Source organism: Achromobacter spanius (genome assembly GCF_002812705.1).
GTDB classification, from domain to species: Bacteria; Pseudomonadota; Gammaproteobacteria; order Burkholderiales; family Burkholderiaceae_B; genus Achromobacter; species Achromobacter spanius.
In genome coordinates, this window is sequence record NZ_CP025030.1 from 6,268,638 (window position 1) to 6,292,122 (window position 23,485).

At 64.1% G+C, this 23,485-nt stretch carries 21 protein-coding genes; 11 read left to right on the forward strand and 10 right to left on the reverse strand.

Translation table 11 applies throughout. The features are described from left to right. The first annotated feature begins 211 nt into the window (after positions 1–211). The 7 genes from CVS48_RS28465 (at position 212) to CVS48_RS28495 (ending at position 7,021) form a co-directional block, all read left to right on the forward strand. The gene (locus tag CVS48_RS28465; protein WP_100857348.1) at positions 212–985 is read left to right on the forward strand and encodes an ABC transporter ATP-binding protein; all 774 of its coding nucleotides are present in this window, start codon (positions 212–214) and stop codon (positions 983–985) included. Next, a complete protein-coding gene (locus CVS48_RS28470) occupies positions 982–1,692 on the forward strand; it encodes an ABC transporter ATP-binding protein (RefSeq protein WP_006223796.1) in 711 nt (236 codons plus the stop codon). Before CVS48_RS28465 ends, CVS48_RS28470 begins: the two co-directional genes overlap by 4 nt. A gap of 61 nt (positions 1,693–1,753) precedes the next feature. Then, on the forward strand, positions 1,754–2,968 hold the full coding sequence (locus tag CVS48_RS28475; protein WP_100857349.1) for an ABC transporter substrate-binding protein: 1,215 nt from the start codon (positions 1,754–1,756) through the stop codon (positions 2,966–2,968). Between the two features lie 97 nt (positions 2,969–3,065). Continuing rightward, positions 3,066–3,953 carry a branched-chain amino acid ABC transporter permease gene (locus CVS48_RS28480; RefSeq protein WP_100857350.1) on the forward strand — a complete coding sequence of 296 codons (888 nt, stop codon included), beginning with the start codon at positions 3,066–3,068 and terminating at the stop codon, positions 3,951–3,953. Continuing rightward, entirely contained in the window at positions 3,950–4,933 is a 984-nt protein-coding gene (locus CVS48_RS28485) for a branched-chain amino acid ABC transporter permease (protein ID WP_100857351.1), read from the forward strand. The genes CVS48_RS28480 and CVS48_RS28485 overlap by 4 nt, the downstream gene beginning before the upstream one ends. Positions 4,934–5,040: 107 nt before the next feature. Continuing rightward, a complete protein-coding gene (locus tag CVS48_RS28490) occupies positions 5,041–6,066 on the forward strand; it encodes an ABC transporter substrate-binding protein (protein WP_100857352.1) in 1,026 nt (341 codons plus the stop codon). A 103-nt stretch (positions 6,067–6,169) separates the two neighbouring features. Continuing rightward, a complete protein-coding gene (locus CVS48_RS28495) occupies positions 6,170–7,021 on the forward strand; it encodes a branched-chain amino acid aminotransferase (protein WP_100857898.1) in 852 nt (283 codons plus the stop codon). A gap of 110 nt (positions 7,022–7,131) precedes the next feature. Here the strand turns inward: CVS48_RS28495 and CVS48_RS28500 are convergent, their stop codons facing one another. From CVS48_RS28500 to CVS48_RS28530, 7 genes are all read right to left on the reverse strand, one after another. Next, complete coding sequence (locus CVS48_RS28500; RefSeq protein WP_100857353.1) at positions 7,132–7,893, reverse strand: ABC transporter ATP-binding protein; 762 nt, start codon at positions 7,891–7,893, stop codon at positions 7,132–7,134. Continuing rightward, positions 7,890–9,728, reverse strand: coding sequence for a branched-chain amino acid ABC transporter ATP-binding protein/permease (locus CVS48_RS28505; RefSeq protein WP_100857354.1), 1,839 nt, complete (start codon positions 9,726–9,728; stop codon positions 7,890–7,892). The genes CVS48_RS28500 and CVS48_RS28505 overlap by 4 nt, the downstream gene beginning before the upstream one ends. Before the next feature lie 5 nt (positions 9,729–9,733). Beyond that, positions 9,734–10,771, reverse strand: a complete 1,038-nt coding sequence (locus tag CVS48_RS28510; protein ID WP_100857355.1) for a branched-chain amino acid ABC transporter permease — start codon at positions 10,769–10,771, stop codon at positions 9,734–9,736. Positions 10,772–10,938: 167 nt separating this feature from the next. After that, complete coding sequence (locus CVS48_RS28515; RefSeq protein ID WP_100857356.1) at positions 10,939–12,102, reverse strand: ABC transporter substrate-binding protein; 1,164 nt, start codon at positions 12,100–12,102, stop codon at positions 10,939–10,941. Between the two features lie 333 nt (positions 12,103–12,435). Further along, a complete protein-coding gene (locus CVS48_RS28520) occupies positions 12,436–12,993 on the reverse strand; it encodes a biotin transporter BioY (RefSeq protein WP_100857357.1) in 558 nt (185 codons plus the stop codon). 55 nt (positions 12,994–13,048) lie between these two features. After that, complete coding sequence (locus CVS48_RS28525) at positions 13,049–13,645, reverse strand: energy-coupling factor transporter transmembrane component T family protein (protein WP_100857358.1); 597 nt, start codon at positions 13,643–13,645, stop codon at positions 13,049–13,051. Beyond that, the gene (locus CVS48_RS28530) at positions 13,642–14,319 is read right to left on the reverse strand and encodes an energy-coupling factor ABC transporter ATP-binding protein (protein WP_100857359.1); all 678 of its coding nucleotides are present in this window, start codon (positions 14,317–14,319) and stop codon (positions 13,642–13,644) included. The genes CVS48_RS28525 and CVS48_RS28530 overlap by 4 nt, the downstream gene beginning before the upstream one ends. A 52-nt stretch (positions 14,320–14,371) precedes the next feature. Between CVS48_RS28530 and msrB the strand changes: the two genes are divergently transcribed. From msrB to CVS48_RS28550, 4 genes are all read left to right on the forward strand, one after another. Further along, positions 14,372–14,770, forward strand: coding sequence for a peptide-methionine (R)-S-oxide reductase MsrB (gene msrB, locus CVS48_RS28535; protein WP_100857360.1), 399 nt, complete (start codon positions 14,372–14,374; stop codon positions 14,768–14,770). After that, positions 14,771–15,346 (forward strand): septation protein A, encoded by a 576-nt coding sequence (locus CVS48_RS28540; RefSeq protein WP_100857361.1) that lies wholly within the window; start codon positions 14,771–14,773, stop codon positions 15,344–15,346. It abuts the gene before it with no gap. A 104-nt stretch (positions 15,347–15,450) separates the two neighbouring features. Continuing rightward, complete coding sequence (locus CVS48_RS28545) at positions 15,451–15,720, forward strand: BolA family protein (protein ID WP_100857899.1); 270 nt, start codon at positions 15,451–15,453, stop codon at positions 15,718–15,720. Between the two features lie 17 nt (positions 15,721–15,737). Then, entirely contained in the window at positions 15,738–16,514 is a 777-nt protein-coding gene (locus CVS48_RS28550) for a peptidylprolyl isomerase (RefSeq protein WP_100857362.1), read from the forward strand. Positions 16,515–16,667: 153 nt separating this feature from the next. Here CVS48_RS28550 and ligA read toward each other — a convergent pair whose 3' ends face one another. From ligA to smc, 3 genes are read right to left on the reverse strand one after another with little or no spacing between them, the layout of a single operon-like run. Further along, complete coding sequence (ligA, locus tag CVS48_RS28555) at positions 16,668–18,770, reverse strand: NAD-dependent DNA ligase LigA (protein WP_100857363.1); 2,103 nt, start codon at positions 18,768–18,770, stop codon at positions 16,668–16,670. After that, on the reverse strand, positions 18,771–19,847 hold the full coding sequence (locus tag CVS48_RS28560) for a cell division protein ZipA C-terminal FtsZ-binding domain-containing protein (RefSeq protein ID WP_100857364.1): 1,077 nt from the start codon (positions 19,845–19,847) through the stop codon (positions 18,771–18,773). A gap of 45 nt (positions 19,848–19,892) precedes the next feature. Next, positions 19,893–23,426, reverse strand: a complete 3,534-nt coding sequence (gene smc / locus CVS48_RS28565; protein WP_100857365.1) for a chromosome segregation protein SMC — start codon at positions 23,424–23,426, stop codon at positions 19,893–19,895. Positions 23,427–23,485 lie beyond the last annotated feature (59 nt).

The window sequence follows — 23,485 nt, forward strand, 5'->3', positions numbered from 1 at the left end:
GCGGCGCACGTATTGTCGGCCTGCCGACAATTGCCCTTTCCGCACTGCAAAACCTATGTAAAACCCTCATGGAATTTTGATAAGGACGTCCGCATACTCGCCGGCAACTCATCGGAAAACTACTAGAGATTATTAGGATTTCCGCCCTTCGGGGGCTTGTCGCAATGACGGCAGGCAGAGACCATATAAATACAACGCTGGTGCAGCGGACATGGATGACACAATCCTGGAGACAAAAGGCCTCACCAAGGAATTCCGCGGATTCGTCGCGGTCAATGGGGTCGATTTGCGTATCAAGCGGGGCGAGATTCATGCCTTGATCGGGCCGAACGGCGCGGGCAAGACGACATGCTTCAACCTGCTTACCAAGTTTTTATCGCCTACGTCGGGAACCATCAAGTTCAACGGCGTCGACATTACAGGCGAACGTCCCGCGCAGATCGCGCGGCGCGGCATTATCCGTTCGTTCCAGATATCGGCGGTGTTCCCTCACCTGACCGTGCTTGAGAACGTGCGCATCGGCCTGCAGCGCAAGACGGGGCTGTCGTTCCATTTCTGGCAAAGCGACAAGCGCCTGGCCTCGTTGAACGAGCCCGCCCGCGCGCTGCTTGAGCAGGTGGACCTGGGCGCCTTCGCGGACGAAACCACGGTGAACCTGCCGTACGGCCGCAAGCGCGCGCTGGAAATCGCCACGACGCTGGCGATGGAACCGGAACTGATGCTGCTTGACGAGCCCACGCAGGGCATGGGGCACGAAGACGTGCACCGCGTCACGCAACTGATCAAGCGCGTCAGCGCCGGGCGCACGATCCTGATGGTGGAGCACAACATGAGCGTCGTGTCCTCCATCGCCAACACCATCACCGTGCTGGCGCGCGGCTCGGTGCTGGCCGAAGGTTCGTACGCAGAAGTCTCGCGCCACCCCGCCGTGATGCAGGCCTACATGGGCACCACCGACGGCGAACTTCAAGGAGCGCACGCATGAGCACCCCGGCACTGGAAATTTCGGGCTTGCAAGCCTGGTACGGGGAATCCCATATCCTGCACGGCGTGGATATGCGCGTGGGGCAAGGCGAAGTCGTCACGCTGCTGGGGCGCAATGGCGCCGGCCGCACCACGACGCTGCGCGCCATCCTGGGGCTGACCGGGTCCCGCAAGGGTTCGGTACGCATCCATGGCACCGAAGCCATCGACCTGCCCACCTACAAGATTGCTCACCTGGGCGTGGGCTATTGCCCCGAAGAACGCGGCATCTTCGCCAGCCTGTCTTGCGAAGAAAACCTGCTGCTGCCGCCTGTGGTCGGTTCGCTGGGCGGCGGCATGTCGCTGGCCGAAATCTATGACATGTTCCCCAACCTGCAAGAGCGCCGGAATTCTCCGGGCACGCGCTTGTCAGGCGGCGAACAACAAATGCTGGCGGTGGCGCGCATCTTGCGCACCGGCGCCAACCTGCTGCTGCTGGACGAAATCTCCGAAGGCCTCGCGCCCGTCATCGTGCAGGCGCTGGCCCGCATGATCACGACTCTGAAGCAGCGTGGCTACACCATCGTCATGGTTGAGCAGAATTTCCGCTTCGCGGCGCCGCTGGCCGATCGCTTCTATGTCATGGAGCACGGGCAGATCGTCGAACATTTCGAAGCCGCAGAACTTTCAGAAAAACAGGACACGCTCAACGAATTGCTGGGCGTCTAAAACAACCTGTCATCCGCCGGAACCCCGGCAACACTACACCGTAGGGAAGAGGAGTCATCCCATGAAGCTGCACACCATCACTGCTGCACTGGCCATGGCGGGCCTGGGATTTGCAGGGGCAACCGCCCACGCGCAAGGTATCTCCGACGATGTCATCCGCATCGGCTTCATCACCGACATGTCTGGTGTCTATTCCGACATCGACGGCAAGGCCGGTCTGGACGCGATCCGCATGGCGATCGACGAGATGGGCGGGTCAATCAACGGCAAGAAGATCGAAGTCGTCTCCGCCGACCACCAGAACAAGGCGGACATCGCGTCCTCGCGCGCTCGCGAATGGTTCGACCAGCAGAAGGTCGATGTCATCATCGCCGGCACGAACTCGGCCACCAGCCTGGCCATGGCGGCCGTGGCCGCCGAGAAGAAAAAGCCGTTCATCGCCATCGGCGCCGGCGCTTCCGACCTGACCAACGCCCAATGTTCGCCCTACACCGTGCACTATGCCTACGACACCGTGGCACTGGCTCGGGGCACGGGTTCCGCCGTTGTGAAAGACGGCGGCAAGAGCTGGTTCTTCCTGACCGCCGACTATGCTTTCGGCCACGCGCTTGAGCGCGACACCATGAAGGTCGTCAAAGACGCCGGTGGCGACATCAAGGGCCAGGTGCGCGCGCCGCTGGGCACCGCTGACTTCTCCTCGTTCCTGCTGCAGGCCCAGGCATCCAAGGCACAGATCCTTGGCTTGGCCAACGCGGGCGGCGACTTCAGCAATTCCGTCAAGGCCGCGAATGAATTCGGCGTCACGCAGACCATGAAAATGGCCGTCTTGCTCGTGTTCATCAACGACATCCACGCGCTGGGCTTGAAGACCACCCAGAACATGTACCTGACCACGGGCTGGTACTGGGACCTGAACGACGCTTCGCGCGCCTGGAGCAAGAAGTTCGAAAGCAAGGTCGGCCGCAAGCCGTCGATGCTGCAGGCCGGTGACTACTCCGCAGCCATGTTCTACCTGAACGGCGTGAAGGCCTCGGGCTCGGACGACGGCGACACCATCATGAAATGGATGAAGTCGAACAAGGTCAACGACTTCTTCGCACAAGGCGGCTTTGTGCGCGAAGACGGCCGCATGATCCACGACATGTACCTGATGCAGGTCAAGACGCCGGCTGAATCCAAGGCGCCGTGGGACTACTACAAGGTCGTGGCGACGCTGCCCGGCGACGAGGTCTACACCAAGTTGTCCGAATCCACCTGCAAGCTGGTCAAGAAGTAATTCCCGGCTCATGTGACCCCAAGGTGCGGCCCGGCCCAGGCCGCGACCGCACCTTGAATTTGCTCACTTCCATCCGTACGCGCAGGATTTTCAAAAGATGACTGACCTTTTTGGCATCCCTATACAGGCCTTGCTTGGCCAGCTATTACTGGGCCTGGTCAACGGTTCCTTCTATGCCATGCTGTCGCTCGGGCTTGCCGTGATCTTCGGGCTGCTGAACGTCATCAACTTCGCGCACGGCGCGCTCTACATGCTGGGCGCGTTCGTCGCCTGGATGGGGCTGTCGTACCTGGGGTTGAACTACTGGGTGATGCTGATTCTGGCCCCGCTGGTCGTCGGGCTGTTCGGCATACTCATTGAAAAACTATTGCTCAAGCACCTGTACAAGCTGGACCATCTTTACGGGCTGCTGATGACCTTCGGGCTGACCTTGCTGATCGAGGGGCTGTTCCGCAGCTTCTACGGCGTGTCGGGCCAACCCTACCCCACGCCCGACGCGCTGCGCGGCGCGACCAACCTGGGCTTCATGATCTTGCCGAACTACCGTGGCTGGGTTGTGGTGGCATCGGTGGTGGTCTGCATGGCGACCTGGTACGTGATCGAACGCACCCGCTTGGGCGCCCTGCTGCGCGCCGGTACTGAAAACCCGCGTCTGGTCGAGGCCTTCGGCGTGAACGTGCCCCGCATGATCACGCTGACCTATGGCTTCGGCGTGGCGCTGGCGGGCTTTGCCGGCGTGCTGGCGGCGCCTGTGCTACAGATTTCCCCGCTGATGGGGTCCAACCTCATCATCGTCGTGTTCGCCGTGGTCGTGATTGGCGGCATGGGGTCCATCATGGGCGCCATCGTCACCGGTCTGGGCCTGGGTGTGATTGAAGGACTGACGAAGGTGTTCTGGCCCGAAGCCTCCAGCACCGTCGTGTTCATCATCATGGCCATTGTTCTGTTGATCCGCCCGGCCGGGCTGTTCGGAAAAGAAAAATGAATCGTCAATTCCTGGGCTATGCGGTACTGGCCGTCGTGGTGGCCGCTCTTCCCTTTCTTGGGGTGTACCCGATCTTCGTGATGAAGATCATGTGCTACGCGCTGTTCGCGTGCGCATTCAACCTGCTGCTGGGGTTTACCGGCCTGCTGTCGTTTGGGCACGCGGCCTTCCTGGGCAGCGCGGCCTACGCGGCCGGGCATGCGATGAAGGTCTGGGGCTTTCCCACCGAAATCGGCCTGCTGTTCGGCGTGGGCGTGGCGGCGCTGCTGGGGCTGGCGATGGGTGCGATCGCCATCCGGCGCAGCGGCATCTACTTCGCCATGATCACGCTGGCGCTGGCGCAAATGGTGTTCTTCTTCTTCCTGCAGGCCAAGTTCACGGGCGGCGAAGACGGCCTGCAAAGCGTGCCACGCGGCACCCTGTTCGGGCTGATCGACCTGTCCAAGGACATCAACCTGTACTACCTGGTGATGGCCATCTTCGTCATCGGCTATTTCATCATCTGGCGCACCGTGCATTCGCCTTTTGGGCAAGTGCTGCAAGCGCTGCGCGAGAACGAACCGCGTGCCGTGTCGCTGGGCTATGACGTCGATCGCTTCAAGCTGCTGGCCTTCGTGCTGTCGGCCGCGCTGGCCGGGCTGGCGGGCGCCACCAAGACGCTGGTGTTCGTGTCGGCCACCCTGTCGGACGCCACCTGGCAGATGTCGGGGCTGGTCATCCTGATGACGCTGATCGGCGGGCTGGGCACCTTGACCGGCCCCATCCTGGGCGCCTTCATCGTGGTGCTGCTGGAAAACAAGGTGGGCGACTTCGGCCAGATGATGGCCAACCTGACCGGCGTGGAATGGTTCCTGCGGCTGGGCGAATCCGTCACCATCGTGATCGGCCTGATCTTCGTGATCTGCGTGCTGGCGTTCCGGCGCGGCATCGTGGGCGAGCTTGGCGCGTTCATCGACAGGCGCCGCGCCGCCCGCGCCTGAGGCGCGACGCGCTATGCCGACGGGGCCGCATCACGCGGCCCCGTTTGCATTGGACGCCGGCATCCGCCCGTACAATAAAACGCACCCAACTCCACAGGTGCCTGACCATGCGCAACCCGCATCCGCTCGCCCCCGTTCTTGGCGCATTCGTGCTGGCCTTGGCGTTCATCGCCCCCACCGCCGCCGCCGCCCCCTCCTCTGCCCCCACTTGCGAAGTCGACCGCCCAGTCCGCTTCAGCGGCCTGAACTGGGAGTCCAACCTGGTGCTGGCCGGCATTGAACGCTACGTGCTGGAACACGGCTACGGCTGCAAGACCAGCGTTGAAATCGGTGAAACGCTGCCGATGCTGGCTGCGTTGCAACGCGGCGACGTGGACGTGACGCCGGAAGTCTGGCCCGGCCAGATCGAGGGCGCCTGGAAGAAGGCGCTGGCCAGCGGCAAAGTGCTGGGCGTGGGCCACGTGTACGACGCCGGCGAAGGCTGGTATATCCCGCGCTACACGGCCGAACGCCATCCCGACTTGAAGTCCGCCTCTGACCTGACACGCTTCAAAGAGGTATTCATCGACCCCGAAGACCCGGGGCGCGGACGCATCTACGGCTGCCCCGCCGGCTGGGCCTGCGGCACGCTGAACGACAACCTGCTGCGCGCGCTGAAGCTGGACAAGGACTATTCGCTGTTCGCGCCCGGCTCGGGCGCCGCGCAGAAGGCCGCCATCGTGTCGGCCTACAAGCGCAAGCGCGACATCGTCTTCTACTACTGGACGCCCACCTCGCTGGTCGGCGCGCTGGACCTGGTAAAGCTGGAACTGCCCGCCTTCGACCAGGCCGCCTACAGCTGCATGACCGACCCCAAGTGCGCCAACCCCGTCGCCACGGAATTCAAGCCCAACCCCGTGGTCACCGGCGTCAATGCGGCGTTTGCCAAGCAAGCGCCAAAGATCACCGAATTTCTTACCAAGCTGACGGTGCCCGACGATGCTATCGACGCCACGCTGGGCTGGCTGGAAAACGAAGGCAAGGAACCCGAGGACGCCGCGCGCTATTTCCTGAAGCAGTACGGCCCTGTCTGGCGGCAATGGATGCCCGCGGATGTTGCCGACCGCGTGCAGGCGGCGCTGCAAAAGGAGTAGATTCTCCAGGGGCGGCAGGCCGCTGGTGCGGGCCGCCTCCTGTATCCTGACGTTTCGGCGCCAAGGCGGCGCCCCCCCGATTCAAGCGAAGGAAGATTCCAACATGGACGCCCTGTTTTGGCACGACGGTCACTGGACCACTGAAAACCCCAAATTGCTCGGCCCGGCCGACCACGCCTTCTGGATGGCCAGCATGGTTTTTGACGGTGCGCGTGCCTTTCGCGGCCTCACGCCCGACCTGGACCTGCACTGCCAGCGTGTCGTGCGTTCGGCCGAAAAAATGCTGATGAAGCCGCAGATCGGTTGGGAAGCCATCCAGAAGCTGTGCCTGGAAGCCGTATCCAAATTCCCCGCCGGCACCGAGCTCTACATCAAGCCGATGTTCTATTGCGCCGACGGCTTCCTGCTGCCGGATGCCGACAAGACCCAGTTCGTATTGCACGTGTTCAAGGTGCCGATGCCGGGCGAGCTTGGCTTTTCGGCCTGCTTTTCCAGCTATGCCCGTTCGTGGCCGAACATGGCGCCCACCGACGCCAAGGCCTCGTGCCTGTATCCCAACGGCCAACGCGCCATCCGCGAAGCCGCCGAGAAGGGTTTCGACAACGCCATCATGCTGGACGGCGCGGGCAATATTGCCGAGTTCGCCACCAGCAACCTGTGGATCGCCAAGAACGGCGTGGTTTCCACGCCCGTGGACAACGGCACTTTCCTGAACGGCATCACGCGCCGCCGTGTGCTGGCCCTGCTGCAAGCCGATGGCGTCGAGGTGCAGGAACGCAGCCTGACCCGCGCCGACATCGAAGACGCAGACGAAGTGTTCTCGTCCGGCAACTACGGCAAGGTGGTCCACGTGAACCGCGTGGAAGATCGCGCGCTGGAGTACGGCCCTGTCGCACGCCGCGCGCACAAGCTGTACATGGACTACGCGGAAAGCACCGGCCGCAAGCAAGCATAGGCCCCAGCCCCGCAATACTCGCGGGGTGAAAAAAATGCCGCGATCCGAATCAGGGTCGCGGCATTTTTGTTGGCCATCGAACGAGCCAGCAAGGTGGCTCAGGGTTTGGTTCAGTCCTTGTCGGCGCCCTTGCCCAAGCCCAGATAGCTTTCGATCACCTTCGGGTCGCCGGCCAGTTCGCGTGCCGGGCCATGCAGGATGACTTCACCGGTTTCCAGCACATAGCCGTAGTCCGCCACTTGCAGCGCAGCGCGGGCGTTTTGCTCGACCAGCAAGATTGCCACGCCGGTTTCGCGCAGGCGCGCAATGATGTGGAAGATCTCGCGCACGATGCGCGGCGCCAGGCCAAGACTGGGTTCGTCCAGCATCAGCAAGGTGGGCTTGGCCATCAGCGCACGGCCCACGGCCAGCATCTGGCGTTCGCCGCCCGACAAGGTGCCGGCTTGTTGCCCACGGCGCTCGCGCAGGCGCGGAAACAGATCGAACACTTCATTGAGCGTGTCGCGCCAGCCGGCCTCGCGGGCGCGGTAGCGGCGAAAGCCGCCCAACAGCAGGTTGTCTTCGACGGACATGGTGCCGAACAATTCGCGGCGCTCGGGCACCAGCGACATGCCGGCCGCCACGCGGCGCTCGACCTGCCAGCCGGACACGTCGGTGCCCGCGTATTGCACGCTGCCGGCTGCATGGCCGGTTTGCGGCAGGGAACCCATCATTGCGTTCAGCATGGTGGATTTGCCGGCGCCGTTGGCGCCGATCACGGTAACGATGCTGCCGGCCGGCACGGTCAACGACGCGCCGACCAGCGCGCCAACCTTGCCGTAACGCGCCGACAGGTTGCTGACTTCCAGCACGGGCGATTGCGTTGCGCTCATTGCACACCTCCTGCGGACACGGGCTTGGCCTGATCCGCTTCGGGCAGGTCGTCGTCGATGCCGCCCAAATAGGCTTCCAGCACCGCCGGGTTCTTTTGCACGTCGGCCGGCACGCCTTCGGCCAGCTTGGTGCCGAAGTCCATCACCACCAGGTGGTTGGTCAGGCGCATGACAAAATCCATATCGTGTTCGACCAGCAAAATGCTCATGCCTTCCGAGCGCAGTTGCTCCAGCACGCGTGCCAGGTCTTGCTTTTCTTTGTAGCGCAGGCCGGCGGCCGGCTCGTCCAGCAGCAGCAGCACCGGATCGGACGCCAGGGCGCGCGCGATTTCCAGGATGCGTTGCTGGCCCAGCGCCAGGTTGCCCGCCTGTTCGTACAGGTATTCGCCCAGGCCCACGCGCTTGATCTGCTCGGCGGCCTCATGCAGCAGTTGCGCTTCACGGGCGCGATCCGAATGCAAGGCCCCCGCCAGCACGCCCACGTCGGAACGCAAGTGCGCGCCCAACGCCACGTTTTCCAGCACGCTCATGCCCGGCAGCAACTGCACGTGTTGGAACGTGCGGCCGACACCCAGCTTGGCGATCTCGCGCGCCGAGCGGTTGTCGATGCGCTGGCCCATGAACGTGACCTTGCCGCGCGTCACCGGCAACACGCCGCTGATCAGGTTGAACGTCGTGCTCTTGCCCGCGCCGTTGGGACCGATCAGGCCCATGATTTCGCCCGAGCTGACCTTGAACGTGATGTCGTTGACGGCGACCAGTCCGCCGAATTCCTTGCGGATGGCGTCCACTTCCAACACCACCTGGCCCGCTTGGGGACGCGCGCGCGTCGGCAAAGCGGGCGCGGCAGCGGGCGGCGCAAGGTTGCGGCGTGAACCGTCGGCGCCGGTAATGCTTCCCCACCAGCCCGCCAGGATGGGCCACAGGCCATTGCGTGCGTATTGCAGCATCAGGATGAGCAGCACGCCGAAGACGATCATCTCGAAGTTGGCGTTGGTGTCCAGCAGCTTGGGCAGCCAATTCTGCAACTGGTCTTTCAGCACCAGGATGACGCCGGAGCCCAGCAAGGCGCCCCAGACGTAGCCCGCACCACCCACTACCGCCATGAACAAGTACTCGATGCCGTAGTTGACGCCAAACGGGCTGGGGCTGACGGCGCGCTGCATGTGCGCGTAGAGCCAGCCCGAAATGCAAGCCAGCAAGGCCGCCCAGACGAAGATCACGACCTTGTAGGCAGCGGTGTTCACGCCCATGGATTCCGCCATGCCCGCGCCGCTCTTCAAGGCACGGATGGCGCGGCCCGGACGCGAATTGAGCAGGTTGCGGGTGGCCCACAACGCCAACAACACGAATACCCAGATCAGGTAATAAATGTTGCGGCCGCTGGCCAGGGACAGGCCGAAGATGCTGATGGGTTCAATGCCGGCAATGCCGTCGTGCTTGCCCAGCCAATCGATATTGCCGAACAGGAAGTACAGCGACAGGCCCCACGCAATGGTGCCCAATGGCAGGTAGTGGCCGGACAGGCGCAGGGTGATCGCGCCCAGCAGGTAGGCAACGACGGCAGTCAAGACCAGACCGACCGGCAGCGCCAGCCAGGGCGACACGTCGTACTGCGTGGTCAGGAACGCCGTGGTGTAAGCGCCCAGACCCACGAACGCGGCCTGGCCAAACGACGTCAGGCCGCCCACGCCGGTCAGCAGCACCAGGCCCAGCACGATCAGGCTGGCCAGACCGATGTAGTTGAGTTGCGTCACCCAGAATTCGGGCGTGACCGGCAGCAACGGCAGGCCCGCCAGGACGACGATGAATACAGCAAGCAGAATGCGATTCATGGCGTTTATTCCTCTTCGTCCACGTGATGGGTGCTGAACGAACGCCAGACCAGAACCGGGATAATCAAGGTAAAGACGATCACTTCCTTATAGGCGCTGGCCCAGAAGGACGAGAAGGATTCCAGCACACCCACCAACAGCGAGCCGGCGGCGGCCACGGGGTAGCTCGCCAGGCCGCCGATGATGGCGCCCACGAAGCCCTTCAGGCCAATCAGGAAACCGGTGTCGTAATACACGGTCGTGATGGGCGCGATCAACATGCCGGACATGGCGCCAATGGCGGTCGCCAGCGTGAACGTCAGGCTGCCGGACATGGTGGTGCTGATGCCCACCAGGCGCGCGCCGCGACGGTTGACGGCGGTGGCGCGCAGCGCGCGGCCATACAAGGTCTTGCCGAAGAACAGCCACAGCGCGGTGATGAGCAGCCCGCAGGTAGCCACCACGAACAGGCTTTGCGCGGACCAGGTCATGAAGCCCAGGTCGACTTGCCCGCTGACGAACGGCGGCGTGCGCCAGCCTTCCGCGCCGAAGAACACCAGCGCCAGGCCGGTCAGCGCAAAGTGCACCGCGACCGAGACGATCAGCAGCACCAGCACCGTGGCTTCGGCCAGGGGTTGATAGACGATGCGATAGACCATCGGCCCCATCGGGATCACCAGCAACAGCGTCAACAGCATGTTCAGCCACAACGAGTTGTCGGGCGCGGTGTAGGTCTTGGTCAGCCAGAACAGCGCCAAGGGCAGGACGACGCTGATGACGAAGGTCTTGGGCAGGCCGGCGAAGTTGCGGGTACGCAGCGCGCGCACCAGCTCCATCGCCAGGCACAAGGCGCCCAGCAGTGGCAGCAGGTAGGCCGTGCCCGGCATTTTGCCGTCGACCAGCATGGCCAGGGTCAGGGCGCCGAACGCCACGAACTCACCCTGGGGAATGAAAATGACGCGCGTGACGGCGAAAACCAGCACCAGAGCCATGCCCAGGAGGGCATAGATAGCGCCGTTGACGACACCGTCTTGCAGCAGGATCAGCGCAATTGAGGAATCCATCTAACAACCTTATTGATTCTTGGTGTTCCGGCCCCGCCCGGAACACTGATACGACACACCGGCCGGAAAGGCCGGTGCGAAGCATTGCTCAGGCGCCGCAAGGCAAGCGCCAGCCACTGGCGCCCCCTTCGCGTTGCACATCCGTGGATCGGGCAATCCTGGGGAAATTACAGGTCGGGCTGATAGACCCACTTGCCGTTTTCGACCTTGACGATGACGCGCGAACGTTCGTCGAAGCCGGCGTGGTCGGTGGGCGACATATTGAACACGCCCTGCGACGCAGCCAGATTCTTCACGCCTTCCAGCGCGTCGCGCATGGCGGCGCGGAATTCCGGCGTGCCGGGCTTGGCGCCCGTCTTCAGCGCGACCGGCACCGCGGCCACGACCAATTGGCCGGCATCCCACATGTGGCCGCCGAACGTGTTGGTGGAGTTGGCGCCGTTGGCCTTTTCGTAGGTCTCGACGTAAGCCAGGGCCGACTTCTTGACCGGGTTCGAATCAGGCAATTGGGCGGCGACCAGCAGCGGACCAGCCGGCAGGTACATGCCGTTGCAGTCCTTGCCGCAGACGCGCAGCACGTCGTTGTTGGCGGCGCCGTGCGTTTGGTAGATGGTGCCGCCGTAGTTGCGGGCCTTCAATTCCTTTTGCGGCAGCGCCGACGGGGTGCCGGCGCCGGCGATCAGGATGGCGTCCGGCTTTGCGCCGACCAGCTTGAGCACCTGGCCCGTCACGCTGGTGTCGGTGCGGCTGTATTTTTCGATGGCGACGATTTCAATGCCCTTGGCCTTGGCGGCCTTTTGCATCACGTCCAGCCAGCCGTCGCCGTAGGCGTCGGCAAAGCCGATGAAGCCCAGGGTCTTGACCTTGGACTTGGCCATGGCGTCAGCCAGGGCGCCGGCCATCAGCGCGTCGTTCTGCGGGGTCTTGAAGACCCAGCGGCGCTTGTCGTCCACGGGTTCGACGATCTTGGCACTGGCGGCCACGCTGATCATCGGCACCTTGGCTTCGGCGGCCACGTCGACCATGGCCAGCGAGCCCGGCGTCACGGACGTGCCGATCAGCACATCGACCTTGTCGTCGGTGGCCAGCTTGCGCGAGTTCTTGACGGCTTGGGTGGTATCGGTGGCGTCGTCCAGGACGATCCATTCGATCTTCTGGCCTGCCACTTCCTTGGGCAGCAGCGCCACGGTGTTGCGTTCGGGGATACCCAGCGAGGCGGCCGGACCGGTGCTGGACACCGTTACGCCTACCTTGATCTGCGCGCTCGCCAGGAGCGGCACGGCCAAGGCGAAAGCGGCAGCCGCCGCGGACAAGCCGAAGTGCTTGCGCATATTTTTGTCTCCTGTGGTGGCTCTTATGTGCCTCGATTGAGGCGAAGCGAGCCTAGTTAAAGTTATACAGAAAAAAATATTATAGGGTTAAAACAGTATCAGATGATGCCGCGCAACTACGGTAAATCCCTGATGTGCTGCGGAAACATCGATTCAGCAAACGCATTCGTTAATGGCGAACTTGTACTAGAAAAACTTTCGGCGCGTCAGTTGGGGGATTCCCTTGGAAATCTCAGCATGCCCCAAAGCGCGCGGGCGCCGGGTTACGGTGCTGTCACCCCCGAGCGGCGGCCAAGAACCAACGCCTAACCGCTAACCGCCAACGGCTGAAGACTAACGGCCCAGCATCGGCCAGACCCGTTCCACCCGTGACGCCACCCACGCCGCAATCACGGCTTTGATGAGATCGCCCGGCAGGAACACCGCCACCGCCACCGCCGCCTTGGGCAAGCCCATCTTGGTGACGGACGCCAGCCACGGCACTCCGAAGGCATACACGACCAAGATGCCGCCCACCACGCAGGCGACCACATAGCCGCCCAGCTTTGCCCAGTCCTGGGTTGCGCGCGCCGCCAGCATGCGCGCCAGCCAGCCAGTCACCAACGCGCCCACCACCAGGCCCACCAGGAAACCGCCCGTCGGCCCCAGGAACGCGCCCAGGCCACCGCGCCCACCAGGCAGCACCGGCAGCCCGATTGCCGCCAGACCCAGATAGAGCAGGCAAGCCAGCGCCCCACGCACCGGGCCCAGCATGGCGCCGGCCAGCATGGCTCCCAGCGTCTGCAAGGTGATCGGCACCGGAATGCCCGGCAAGGGGATGGGCGGAATCAGGCTCAGGACGACGATCAGCGCCGCGAACAGCGCGATCAGCACGGTGTTGTGGGATTTCATGGGTTCACCTTTATGGAATCTATACAGCGTGGAATCGCTACGGCGCGTGGGCAGCTCAGAGACTACGCGCATCGATGGCTTCCGCCACTTCCTGGGCGCGCTTCAAGGTCAGCACGATCAGCGGCACAATCAACGCCACTGGATGGGCCCCCAGGCCGCGCGCGGCCTGGGCTTCGCGGATCTCGTGAAAGTTGCGCCAGATTTCGGGTACGAAACGCAAGGCCAGCGCCAGAGCCAGGGCCACCTTGCCGGCGTCAACCAGCCCGATGCGCTCCAGCGGCATCAAGGCGCGTTCGCAGACGGCGATCAGGTCCGACGTGCGGGTCGCCAGCGTCACCGCCAGCGCCAACCCCACCATCGCCCCCACGCGCAGCACCACCGCCAGGGCCTCGACCCAGCCTTGAAACACGCCCGTGAACACGCCCACCGCCAGCAACACCCACAACAGCCCGCGCACCTGGCGCCAGACGGCAGCCGCCGAGACGCCGGTCGACCACACCAGCAGGGCCGCCGCCGCGAACGCCGCGCCCAGCCAACGGGGGTCGCGCAGCAAGAACAGCCCCGCCCCCGCCGCCACCAGCGCGGCAAGCTTCAGCCAGGCAGGGAGCCGGTGGAGCGCCGAGCGGCCGGCAACGTAAAGCGGTTCGATCATGCGCAGTGTTCCCGGTACCAGCGCAAGGCCGCGGCGGGGGTGTCGTCAGCGGCGATCGTGCCGTCGCGCACCACCAGCACCCGGTCAAAATCTTCCAGTAATTCCAGATCGTGGCTGACGACAATGGCGTCGTGGGGCAGCGCGGCGATGGCATGGCGGACCCGGTTGCGGTTGCGCAGGTCCAATTGCGTGGTCGGTTCGTCAAAGACGACCAGCGCCGGCTCCATGACCAGCACCGCCGCCAGCGCCACCAGTTGACGTTCGCCGCCCGACAGCGTGTGGCTGCTGCGATCGGCCAGGTGGCCCACGCCCAGCGCGTTCAATTGGCTGTCGATGCGTGATTCGCGCCGCGCCTTGTCCGGTTCCAGGCGCTTCAGGCCAAACGCCAGATCTTCGCGCACGATCGGAAACACGATCTGGTTTTCAGGGTTCTGGAATACAAAGCCCACACGCCGGCGCACGGCCTTCAAGTCGTGGCGGGTATCCAGGCCGTCCACCCGCACGCTGCCCGCCGAAGGCACCACCAGGCCATTGACCAGGCGCGCCAGCGTGCTCTTGCCCGCGCCGTTGGGCCCGACAATACCGATGCGGCGTTCGGCCAGGGTTACGCTCACCCCGCGCAACACTTCCGCCTGGGGCGTCGTCACTACCGCCTGGTCAAACTCGATTAACATGGGGCGGGATTATGCCCGAACCATTTCGGGCATCGGGACTCCAAGAGCTCATATGGAAAAAGTACGCAAATCCGACGCCGAATGGCGCGCACAACTTTCCCCCGAAGAATACGTGGTCACCCGTCAAAAAGGTACCGAGCGCGCATTCACCGGCCGTTACTGGGATACGACCACCCCGGGCATCTACCGTTGCGTCGGCTGTGGCACGGCGCTCTTCGCATCCGACACTAAATTCGACGCCGGCTGTGGCTGGCCCAGCTACTTCCAGGCGCTGGACCCCGAACTGGTGCGCGAAGAGCGCGACACAACCCACGGCATGGTCCGCACCGAAGTACTGTGCAACGTCTGCGATTCGCATCTGGGCCACGTCTTCCCCGACGGCCCGCCGCCCACCGGGCTGCGCTATTGCATCAATTCCCTGTCGATGACGTTTGAACCCATAGAAGACTGAATGAAGAAGTTTCTGTTCGACCTGTTCCCGCTGTTCCTGTTCTTCATCGCCTATCGGTACACGGATATCTTCACCGCCACGGCCGTCGCAATGGCTGCGGCCGTGTTACAGATTGTTTGGTTGAAGGTAACCGGCCGCCCCACCGAAGCCATGCATTGGGTGAACCTGACCGTCATCCTGGTCTTCGGCGGCGCCACCATCTGGCTGCACAGCGATGTGTTCATCAAGTGGAAGCCCACGGTGCTGTACTGGCTGTTCGGCGGTGCGCTGGTGATCGCTCGCCTGATGTTCGGCCGCAACCTGATTCGCCGCCTGATGGAAAAGCAGATTCAACTGCCTGATGCAGCCTGGGACAAGCTCAACCTGATCTGGGCAGCGTTCTTCGTGGTGGCTGGCGCGCTGAACCTGTATGTGGCGTTCTCGGGCCATTTCACCGAGTCGCAATGGGTCAGCTTCAAGGCCTTTGGCCTGATGGGTCTGATGATCGTCTTCGTGATCGGGCAATCGGTCTGGCTGGGCAAGCACATCCAGACCGACGAAAACGCCGGCTCGGATACCCCGCCGAGCAAGCCCTGATTCGCCACACGACCGCAGACGATCCACTCAAACGGTCCAACCAAACGGGTCCAATAATGGACGCGCCCGCCAAGCGTGCGCGCCGGAACTTTCATATTGCCGCCATGTCAGAAACCACCGACCGCATCACCCTGATCCGGGAGCGCCTGGCCGCCCTGGATCCCGTAACACTGGACATCCTGGACGACTCGCATTTGCATGCCGGCCACGAAGGCAGTAAAAACGGCGCCGGCCACTATCGCGTGCACATCGTAGCGCCTTGCTTCACGGGGCTCTCCGCCGTAGCGCGACATAGGCTGGTGTATCATCATTTGCAAGATTTGATCCCCTATCCGATTCATGCGCTTGCGCTAGATGCCCAGGCTCCCAAATAGAAAGTAAAAGGATATTCATGAAACGCATCGTCATGCTGGCTGCGGCCTGCGTCATCGCCGTGCCTGCTTTCGCGCAGAACGTGGCCACCGTTAACGGCAAGGCCATTCCGCAAAAGAATTTGGATCAATTCGTCAAGCTGCTGGTCAGCCAGGGCGCGACCGACTCGCCGCAACTGCGCGAACAGGTCAAGCAAGAAATGATCAACCGCCAGATCTTCGTGCAAGCCGCCGAATCCAGCGGCATTGCCAAGCAAGCCGACGTTCAGACCGAAATCGAACTGGCCCGCCAAGGCATCCTGGTTCGCGCCCTGATGGCTGACTACCTGGCCAAGCACCCGGTGTCGGACGCCAAGGTCACTGCTGAATACGACAAGATCAAGCAGGAACAAGCCGGCAAGATGGAATACAAGGTCCGCCACATCCTCGTTGAAGACGAGAAGACGGCCAATGACCTGCTGGCCCAGATCAAGAGCAACAAGAACAAGTTCGACGACCTGGCCAAGAAGAACTCGAAAGACCCCGGCAGCGCCGAAAAGGGTGGCGACCTGGGTTGGGCTCCCCCGACCAACTACGTCCAGCCGTTCGCGCAAGCCGTGACCCAACTGAAGAAGGGCGAACTGGTCGACAAGCCGGTCCAGACCCAGTTTGGCTGGCACATCATCAAGGTTGACGACACCCGCCCGGTGGAATTCCCGCCGCTGGACCAAGTGCGTCCGCAACTGGAAGAAATGCTGCGCCAGCAAACCCTGGCCGACTACCAGAAGCAACTGCGCGACAAGGCCAAGATCCAGTAAGCCTGCGTCAGACCCGAAACTGCCCGCCGATGCGGGCAGTTTTTTTTTACCCTTGCGAATCGTGCGTCCAAGCCAAAAAAAAGCTGCGCGCCCAGGGGCGTGCAGCTTTTTTGTTTTGCGTGTTGATTGACTGCCGCCAGAGGATCACCCCGGCTAGGACATGCCCAGCAAGTCTTTCAACGCATCTTCGTCCAGCACGGTCACGCCCAGCTCCTGCGCCTTCGTGAGCTTGCTGCCCGCCTCCACGCCTGCCACCAGATACGCGGTTTTCTTGGACACCGACCCGCTGACTTTGCCGCCCGCCGCCTGAATGTGCATCGACGCTTCTTCGCGCGTCCAGTTGGGCAAGGTGCCGGTCAGCACAAAGGTCTTGCCCGCCAGCGTCGTGCTTTGCGGCACGGCTTCGGCCACGGGGTTGACCCCCTGCGCCTTCAATTGCTCGATGACGTCGCGGTTGTGCTGCTCGGCGAAGAAGCGGCGGATGGACGCCGCCACCACCGGGCCCACGTCCGGCACGGACGACAGTGCGTCTTCATCGGCGTCCATGATGGCGTCGATACTGCCGAAATGCCGGGCAACATCGCGCGCGGTGGTTTCCCCAACATGGCGGATGCCCAGCGCGAACAGCAAGCGGTTCAGGCTGGGTTCGCGCGCCTTGTCGATGGCAGCCACCAGGTTGTCGGCGGACTTCTGGCCCATGCGGTCCAGGCCTACGAGCTCCAGCGGGCGCAGGCTGTACAAGTCGGCCAAGGTCTTGACCCGGCCGCTGTCCACCAACTGGTCCACCAGCTTTTCACCCAGGCCTTCGATGTCCAGCGCCTTGCGGCTGGCCGCGTGCCACAAGGTCTGCTTGCGCTGGGCACCGCAGAACAGGCCGCCCGTGCAGCGCGCAATGGTCTCGTCTTCAAGCCGTTCGATGGCCGAGCCACACACCGGGCAGGCCGTGGGCATGACGAATTCCTGTGCGTCGTCGGGCCGCTTTTCGAGCACCGGGCCCAGCACTTCAGGGATGACGTCGCCGGCCCGGCGCACGATGACCGTATCGCCCTTGCGCACGTCCTTGCGGCGGATTTCGTCTTCGTTATGCAGCGTGGCGTTGGTGACGGTGACGCCGCCCACGAATACGGGTTTCAGGCGCGCCACCGGGGTGATGGCACCGGTGCGGCCTACCTGGACTTCGATGTCCAGCAGCGTCGTGGTGGCTTCCTCGGCGGCGAACTTATGGGCCAGGGCGAAGCGCGGTGCGCGCGCCACAAAGCCCAGCACCTTCTGCGCCGGCAGCGAATCCACCTTGTAGACCACGCCGTCGATGTCGTAGGGCAAGCTGGCGCGCATCGCGCCCACCTGGGCGTAGAACGCCATCAAGCCTTCGGCGCCCGTGGCACGGTGGTTGTGCTTCAGGTTGACGGGCAGGCCCAAGGAGTGCAGCCAAGCGAGCATGGCGCCATGCGAATCTTCAGGCAGTTGCGACGCCTGGCCGACGCCCGCTGTTGCCTCGTCGAACAAGCCGCTTTGCTTGCCGGGCAGGCCCTGCACCTCGCCCCATCCATAGGCGAAAAAGCGCAGCGGGCGCTTGGCTGTGATACGAGGGTCCAGCTGGCGCAGGCTGCCGGCCGCGGCATTGCGCGGATTGACGAAGACTTTCTCGTCACGCTTGGCCTGGGCCAGGTTCAATTTTTCGAAGTCGGCGCGATTCATCAGCACTTCGCCGCGCACTTCCAGCACCTTCGGGGCCGCGCCCTGTAGCTGCAACGGAATCGCCTTGATCGTGCGGATATTGGAGGTGACGTCTTCACCGGCTTGGCCGTCGCCGCGCGTGGCGGCCTGAACCAGCCGGCCGTCTTCGTAGCGCAAGCTGATCGCCAGCCCGTCGAGCTTAAGTTCGCAGAAATAATCGGCCTGCTGCGCCGGGCCCAGCAGGCCCGCGCCGCGCAAGGTATCCGTCACGCGGCGGTCGAACGCCACGACTTCCTCTTCGTCGAATGCGTTATTCAGCGATAGCATCGGCACGGCATGACGCACGCTGCCAAAGGCAGAGACGGGCGCGGCACCCACGCGCTGCGTGGGCGACTCCGGCGTGACAAGTTCAGGGTGCTCGGCCTCAAGGGCTTCAAGCTGCCGCATCAGCCCGTCGTATTCGGCATCCGAAATCGAGGGCTCGTCATAGACGTAGTAGCGGACGTTGTGCTGTTCAAGCTCGGCGCGTAGCCGTGCCGCGGTTTCCGCGGGGTTGACCTCACCAGACACGCCGCTCATTTACGCAAACACCCGTTGAGCACGCTCGCTTCCGGCGGGCAGGCCCGCCTGTTCAAGCTGTTCGAACAACACTTGCAGGCGTTCGTCGATAACGGTTTCCGACCCCTCGGCCAGCGGCTTGCCTTGGTCATCAACCAGTTCCGCGCGCAGGCGGGCGGCCAGGTCGCGGCCCACGTCCACCATGCGGCCAAACGCGCGCGTGTCGGCGGGTGCGCAGGGCACGTCCAGCAACAGGTAGAGGCGTTCCACGCCCCCCATACCCGCATCGAAGGCGGCGCCGTCGGCGCGCGACAAGGTGAAGCGGGTGACGCCGTTTTCAGCGGGCCAGGCAAGACGGTTGCCGTCGGCCAGGAACCCGGTATCGCGGGCAACGGCAAGCACTTCCGCCGCCGGCTGGGCCGTGCCCAGCAACAAGGTCAACCCCACTTGGGTGTCCAGCGCGGCGCAGGTGTCGTCAAGGCGCGCGCCCTGCTCCAACACGGCTTGCTGGTCCGGCCCTTCGATGGTGGCGTCGAATCGTTCGGCCATGTCTTGCGCACGCGCCCATGCCTGCGACCATTCGATGGCGGTCAGCGGGCCGCTGCGGTTGGCCAGCAATACAGCCAATTGCATTGATGCGTAGGACTCGCCGGCATGCACGCGCGCACGGTGGCGGCGCTGGTCGGTTTCGGCAAACACGCGCATGGGCTTGCGGCCCACGTGACGCAGGCTTTGCATATAGGGAAGCAGGTCGGCGCCGCGCACGGGCTCGGCGAAGTTGATTTCAATGACCACTTCGCAGGCGGGATCGGGTTCTTCGGCGTCGTCGGCGTCGCTGCCCGCGTCCACCGGAGCCGGTTGGCCCGGCTGCGCACGCGGCGCATCCCCGCCCATTCCGGGTTCGCGGCGGCTTGCACCGGCCGTGGCCGACGTGGCGCCAGCTGCGGCGCCCGCGCCCAGCAGCGGATCCTGTTCAGACGTGGGGAAATGGCTTTGCATCTTGCGCCGGACGCGCCGGTCCTGCCACCAGTTGAATCCCAACACCAGCAGTATCAGCAAGACGCCCAGGGCAATCAGCCCGATCTGCAAATCACTCATGTGTACATCCCGCGCCACGAGGCGGCGCCATTCTAAATAGAGGGTTTATGCCGCTTCGGAGGCCATCATTTGCACGGCCGAATCTATGTCTACCGCAACGATACGCGAAACCCCTTGCTCTTGCATGGTTACGCCGATCAGTTGCTTGGCCATCTGCATGGCGATCTTGTTGTGCGAAATGAATAGGAATTGGGTTTGTTCGCTCATGTTGGCGACCAGGTTCGCATAGCGTTCCGTATTGGCGTCGTCCAACGGCGCGTCCACCTCATCCAGCAGGCAGAACGGCGCCGGGTTCAGTTTGAACAGCGCGAACACCAGCGCGGTCGCGGTCAGCGCTTTTTCGCCGCCGGAAAGCAGGTGGATCGTGCTGTTGCGCTTGCCGGGCGGCTGGGCCATCACCTGCACGCCCGCGTCGAGAATTTCTTCTCCGGTCATGCTGAGCTTGGCCTCGCCCCCGCCGAAGAGCTTGGGGAAGAGCTCGCCGAAGTGGCCGTTCACGATGTTGAACGTCTCTTGCAGCAGCTCGCGCGTTTCGCGGTCGATCTTGCGGATGGCGTCTTCCAGGGTCTCGATGGCGGTCATCAAGTCCTGGTGTTGCGAATCCAGGAAGCCCTTGCGTTCGCGCGAGGTATTCAGTTCGTCCAAGGCCGCCAGGTTGACCGAGCCCAACGATTCGATCTGGCGCGAGATCCGCCCCACTTCCTGTTGCAGCCAACTGGCGCGACGCCATTCGTCGGGCTGGTTGGCCAGGTCTTGCGCCAGCGCCTCGCGGTCGACTTCGCGCGCGTTCAGTTGTTCGGTGAACTGCTCTTCGGCCAGACGGGCAGCCTGTTCCTGCAATTGCAATTCCATGATGCGCGCGCGGCGCGGTTCCAGCGTCTGTTCCTGCTGCTGGCGGTCTTCGTCGGCACCGCGCAGCAAGGCGGCCAGGTTTTCCATTTCCTGGCGCGCGCGCGACAGCGCTTCCTCGCGTTCGGCGCGGGCTTCCAGGGCGTCCTGCAAACCGGCTTGCGAGGCGGAAGCGTCCAGCTCGACCAGATCGCCCATCAGTTGTTCCAGTTCCACCGCGCCACGCTGGCTTTGGTCGGCGGCCAACTGCTGATTGCGTTGCAGGTCGGTGATGCGGACCTGGATGCCGCGTTCGGCGAATTCGGCTTCCTGGGCGGCGCGCTCCAGCTCGCGCAAGCGCGTGCGGGCGGCTTCGGCCTGGGCGGCCAGGGTTTCGCCGTCGATCTCGGCATCGGCAAAGCGCGACTGGTGCTCGGCGAGTTCCTCGTCCAGCGTCTCGAAGCGGGCTTCGGCTTCTTCGCGGGTGGCGCGCAGGTCTTCTTCCTGGACCTTGATTTCTTCCAGGTCCTGGCGCAGGCGCGACGCGCGTTCGCCGGATTGTTCAGCCTGCTGCTGCAACCGCGAGTGTTCCAGCTGGATGTCGTGAACGCGGCGCGTGACCTCGGCCACGCGCGTGCGCGCCGGGGCGATGGCTTGCGTGACCTGCTGCCAGCCCGCCTCGGCGCGGGCGACTGCCGCGCGCGCCTGGTCCGCGATCAACTGCTGGGCCTTGATCTCGCGTTGCAGGTTTTCGATTTCCTGCTGGCGGGCCAACAGGCCGGCCTGTTCGGAATCGGGCGCGTAAAAGCGGACGCTGTGCGCGTCGATCAGATGGCCGGCCTTGACCACGCAGGCGCTGCCGGCGGGCAAGGTCGCCCGCATGGCCAAGGCCTGCGTGACGTCGGTAGCGGTGTAGACGCCCGCCAGCCACTCGTTGAGCAGCGTGCGCAGGTCGGGGTCCGTGATGCGCAGCAGGCTGGCCAACGAGGTAAGGCCGGCGGGCGCGGGCGGCACGGGGGCCGCGACGGGCAATTGGTAAAAGGCCAGCCGGGCGGGCGGCGCGTCTTCGGCGAAGGCGCGGGCCCAATCCAGGTTGCGCACCTCCATCGAGGCCATGCGCTCGCGCAGCGCGGATTCCAGGGCGGTTTCCCAACCCGGCTCCACATGCAGCTTCTGCCACAGGCGCGACAGCCCGGCGAGCTCGTGCTTGGCCAGCCAGGGTTCCAGGGCGCCCTGCTTTTGTACGTCTTCCTGCAACTTCACCAAGGCCGACAGACGGGCCTCAAGGCGAGCCAGGTTCTGCGCGTCGGTCTGCGCGGCCGCCTGGGCGCGGCTGCGCTCGGCATCCGCTTCCGGCACGCGGCCTTCCAGCGTGGCCAGTTCTTCCTGGGCTTCTTGCAGTTGGTCTTCGCCCGCCAGGCGGTCGCCCGCCAGTTGTTCCAGGCGGATGGGATCCGGGGCGTGCAGCTCACGCAGTTCCTGCTGCAAGCGTTCGCGGCGCTGCTCCAGCACCTGCATCTGGCGATCGGCGTCGCGCTGGGTCTGGGCGACCAGCGCCAGGTTCTGTTCAACGCGGGCCAGGGCGGCGCGCATCTCGTCGCGTCCGGACGCGGCTTCGCGCACGCGCTGTTCAACCGAGGGCAAGCCGGCCTGGGCGTCTTCCGCGGCCGCGCGCGCCTCTTCGGTGCGGGCGGCGGCGGCGGCCAGGTCGTCTTCGGCCTGGGCGATTTGTTCAGTGCAATGCTCGCGCTGGCTGGTCCATTCCGCGATCTGCTGCTGAAGCTGGTCGCGGCGTGACTGCAAGCGGTTGCGGGAATCCACCACATGGCGGATTTCGGCTTCCAGGCGGCTGACCTGGGCGTTGGCTTCGTACAGCGCGCCCTGCGCGGTATGTACCGCGTCGCTGGCCGCATAGTGGGCCTGGCGGCGGGATTCCAACGCGGCCTCGCCCGCCCGCAGGCCGGCAATGGCGGCTTCGAGCTCGTTCTGGGCCTGCGCCATTTCCTGGGCCTTCTTGGCGCGCTCTTCGCGCGCCCCGGTTTCCTTCAGGAACCACAGGGAATGCTGCTTCTTTTCGCCGTCGGCCTGCAGCTCGCGGTAACGCGTGGCGACTTCGGCCTGGGCCTCCAGCTTTTCAAGCTGGCTATTGAGTTCGCGCAGGATGTCTTCGACACGGGTCAGGTTCTCGCGCGTGTCGGACAGGCGGTTTTCGGTCTCGCGGCGGCGTTCCTTGTAGCGCGACACACCGGCCGCTTCTTCCAGGAATACCCGCAGTTCTTCAGGGCGCGCCTCGATCAGGCGGTTGATCATGCCCTGCCCGATGATGGCGTAGCCGCGCGCGCCCAGGCCGGTGCCCAGGAAGATGTCGTGGATGTCGCGGCGCCGAACCTGCTGGTTATTGACGAAATAGCTGCTGGTGCCGTCCCGGGTCAGGACCCGCCGCACGGCGATTTCGGCGTAGGTGCTCCACTGGCCGGCGGCGCGCCCCTCGCTGTTGTCGAACACCATTTCCACCGAGGCCCGGGCGGCGGGCTTGCGGTTGCCCGAGCCGTTGAAAATGACGTCCTGCATGGACTCGCCGCGCAGTTCCGAGGCCTTGGCCTCGCCCAGCACCCAGCGGACGGCGTCGATGATGTTCGACTTTCCGCAGCCGTTCGGACCCACCACGCCGACCAGTTGGCTGGGCACGGGAATCACGGTGGGATCGACGAAGGACTTGAAGCCGGCGAGTTTTAGCTGAGTAAGACGCACAGTACGATGACGACGGGGTGGGTTGACGAAAGGCGTTAACGGACCTGCCGCACAGATTG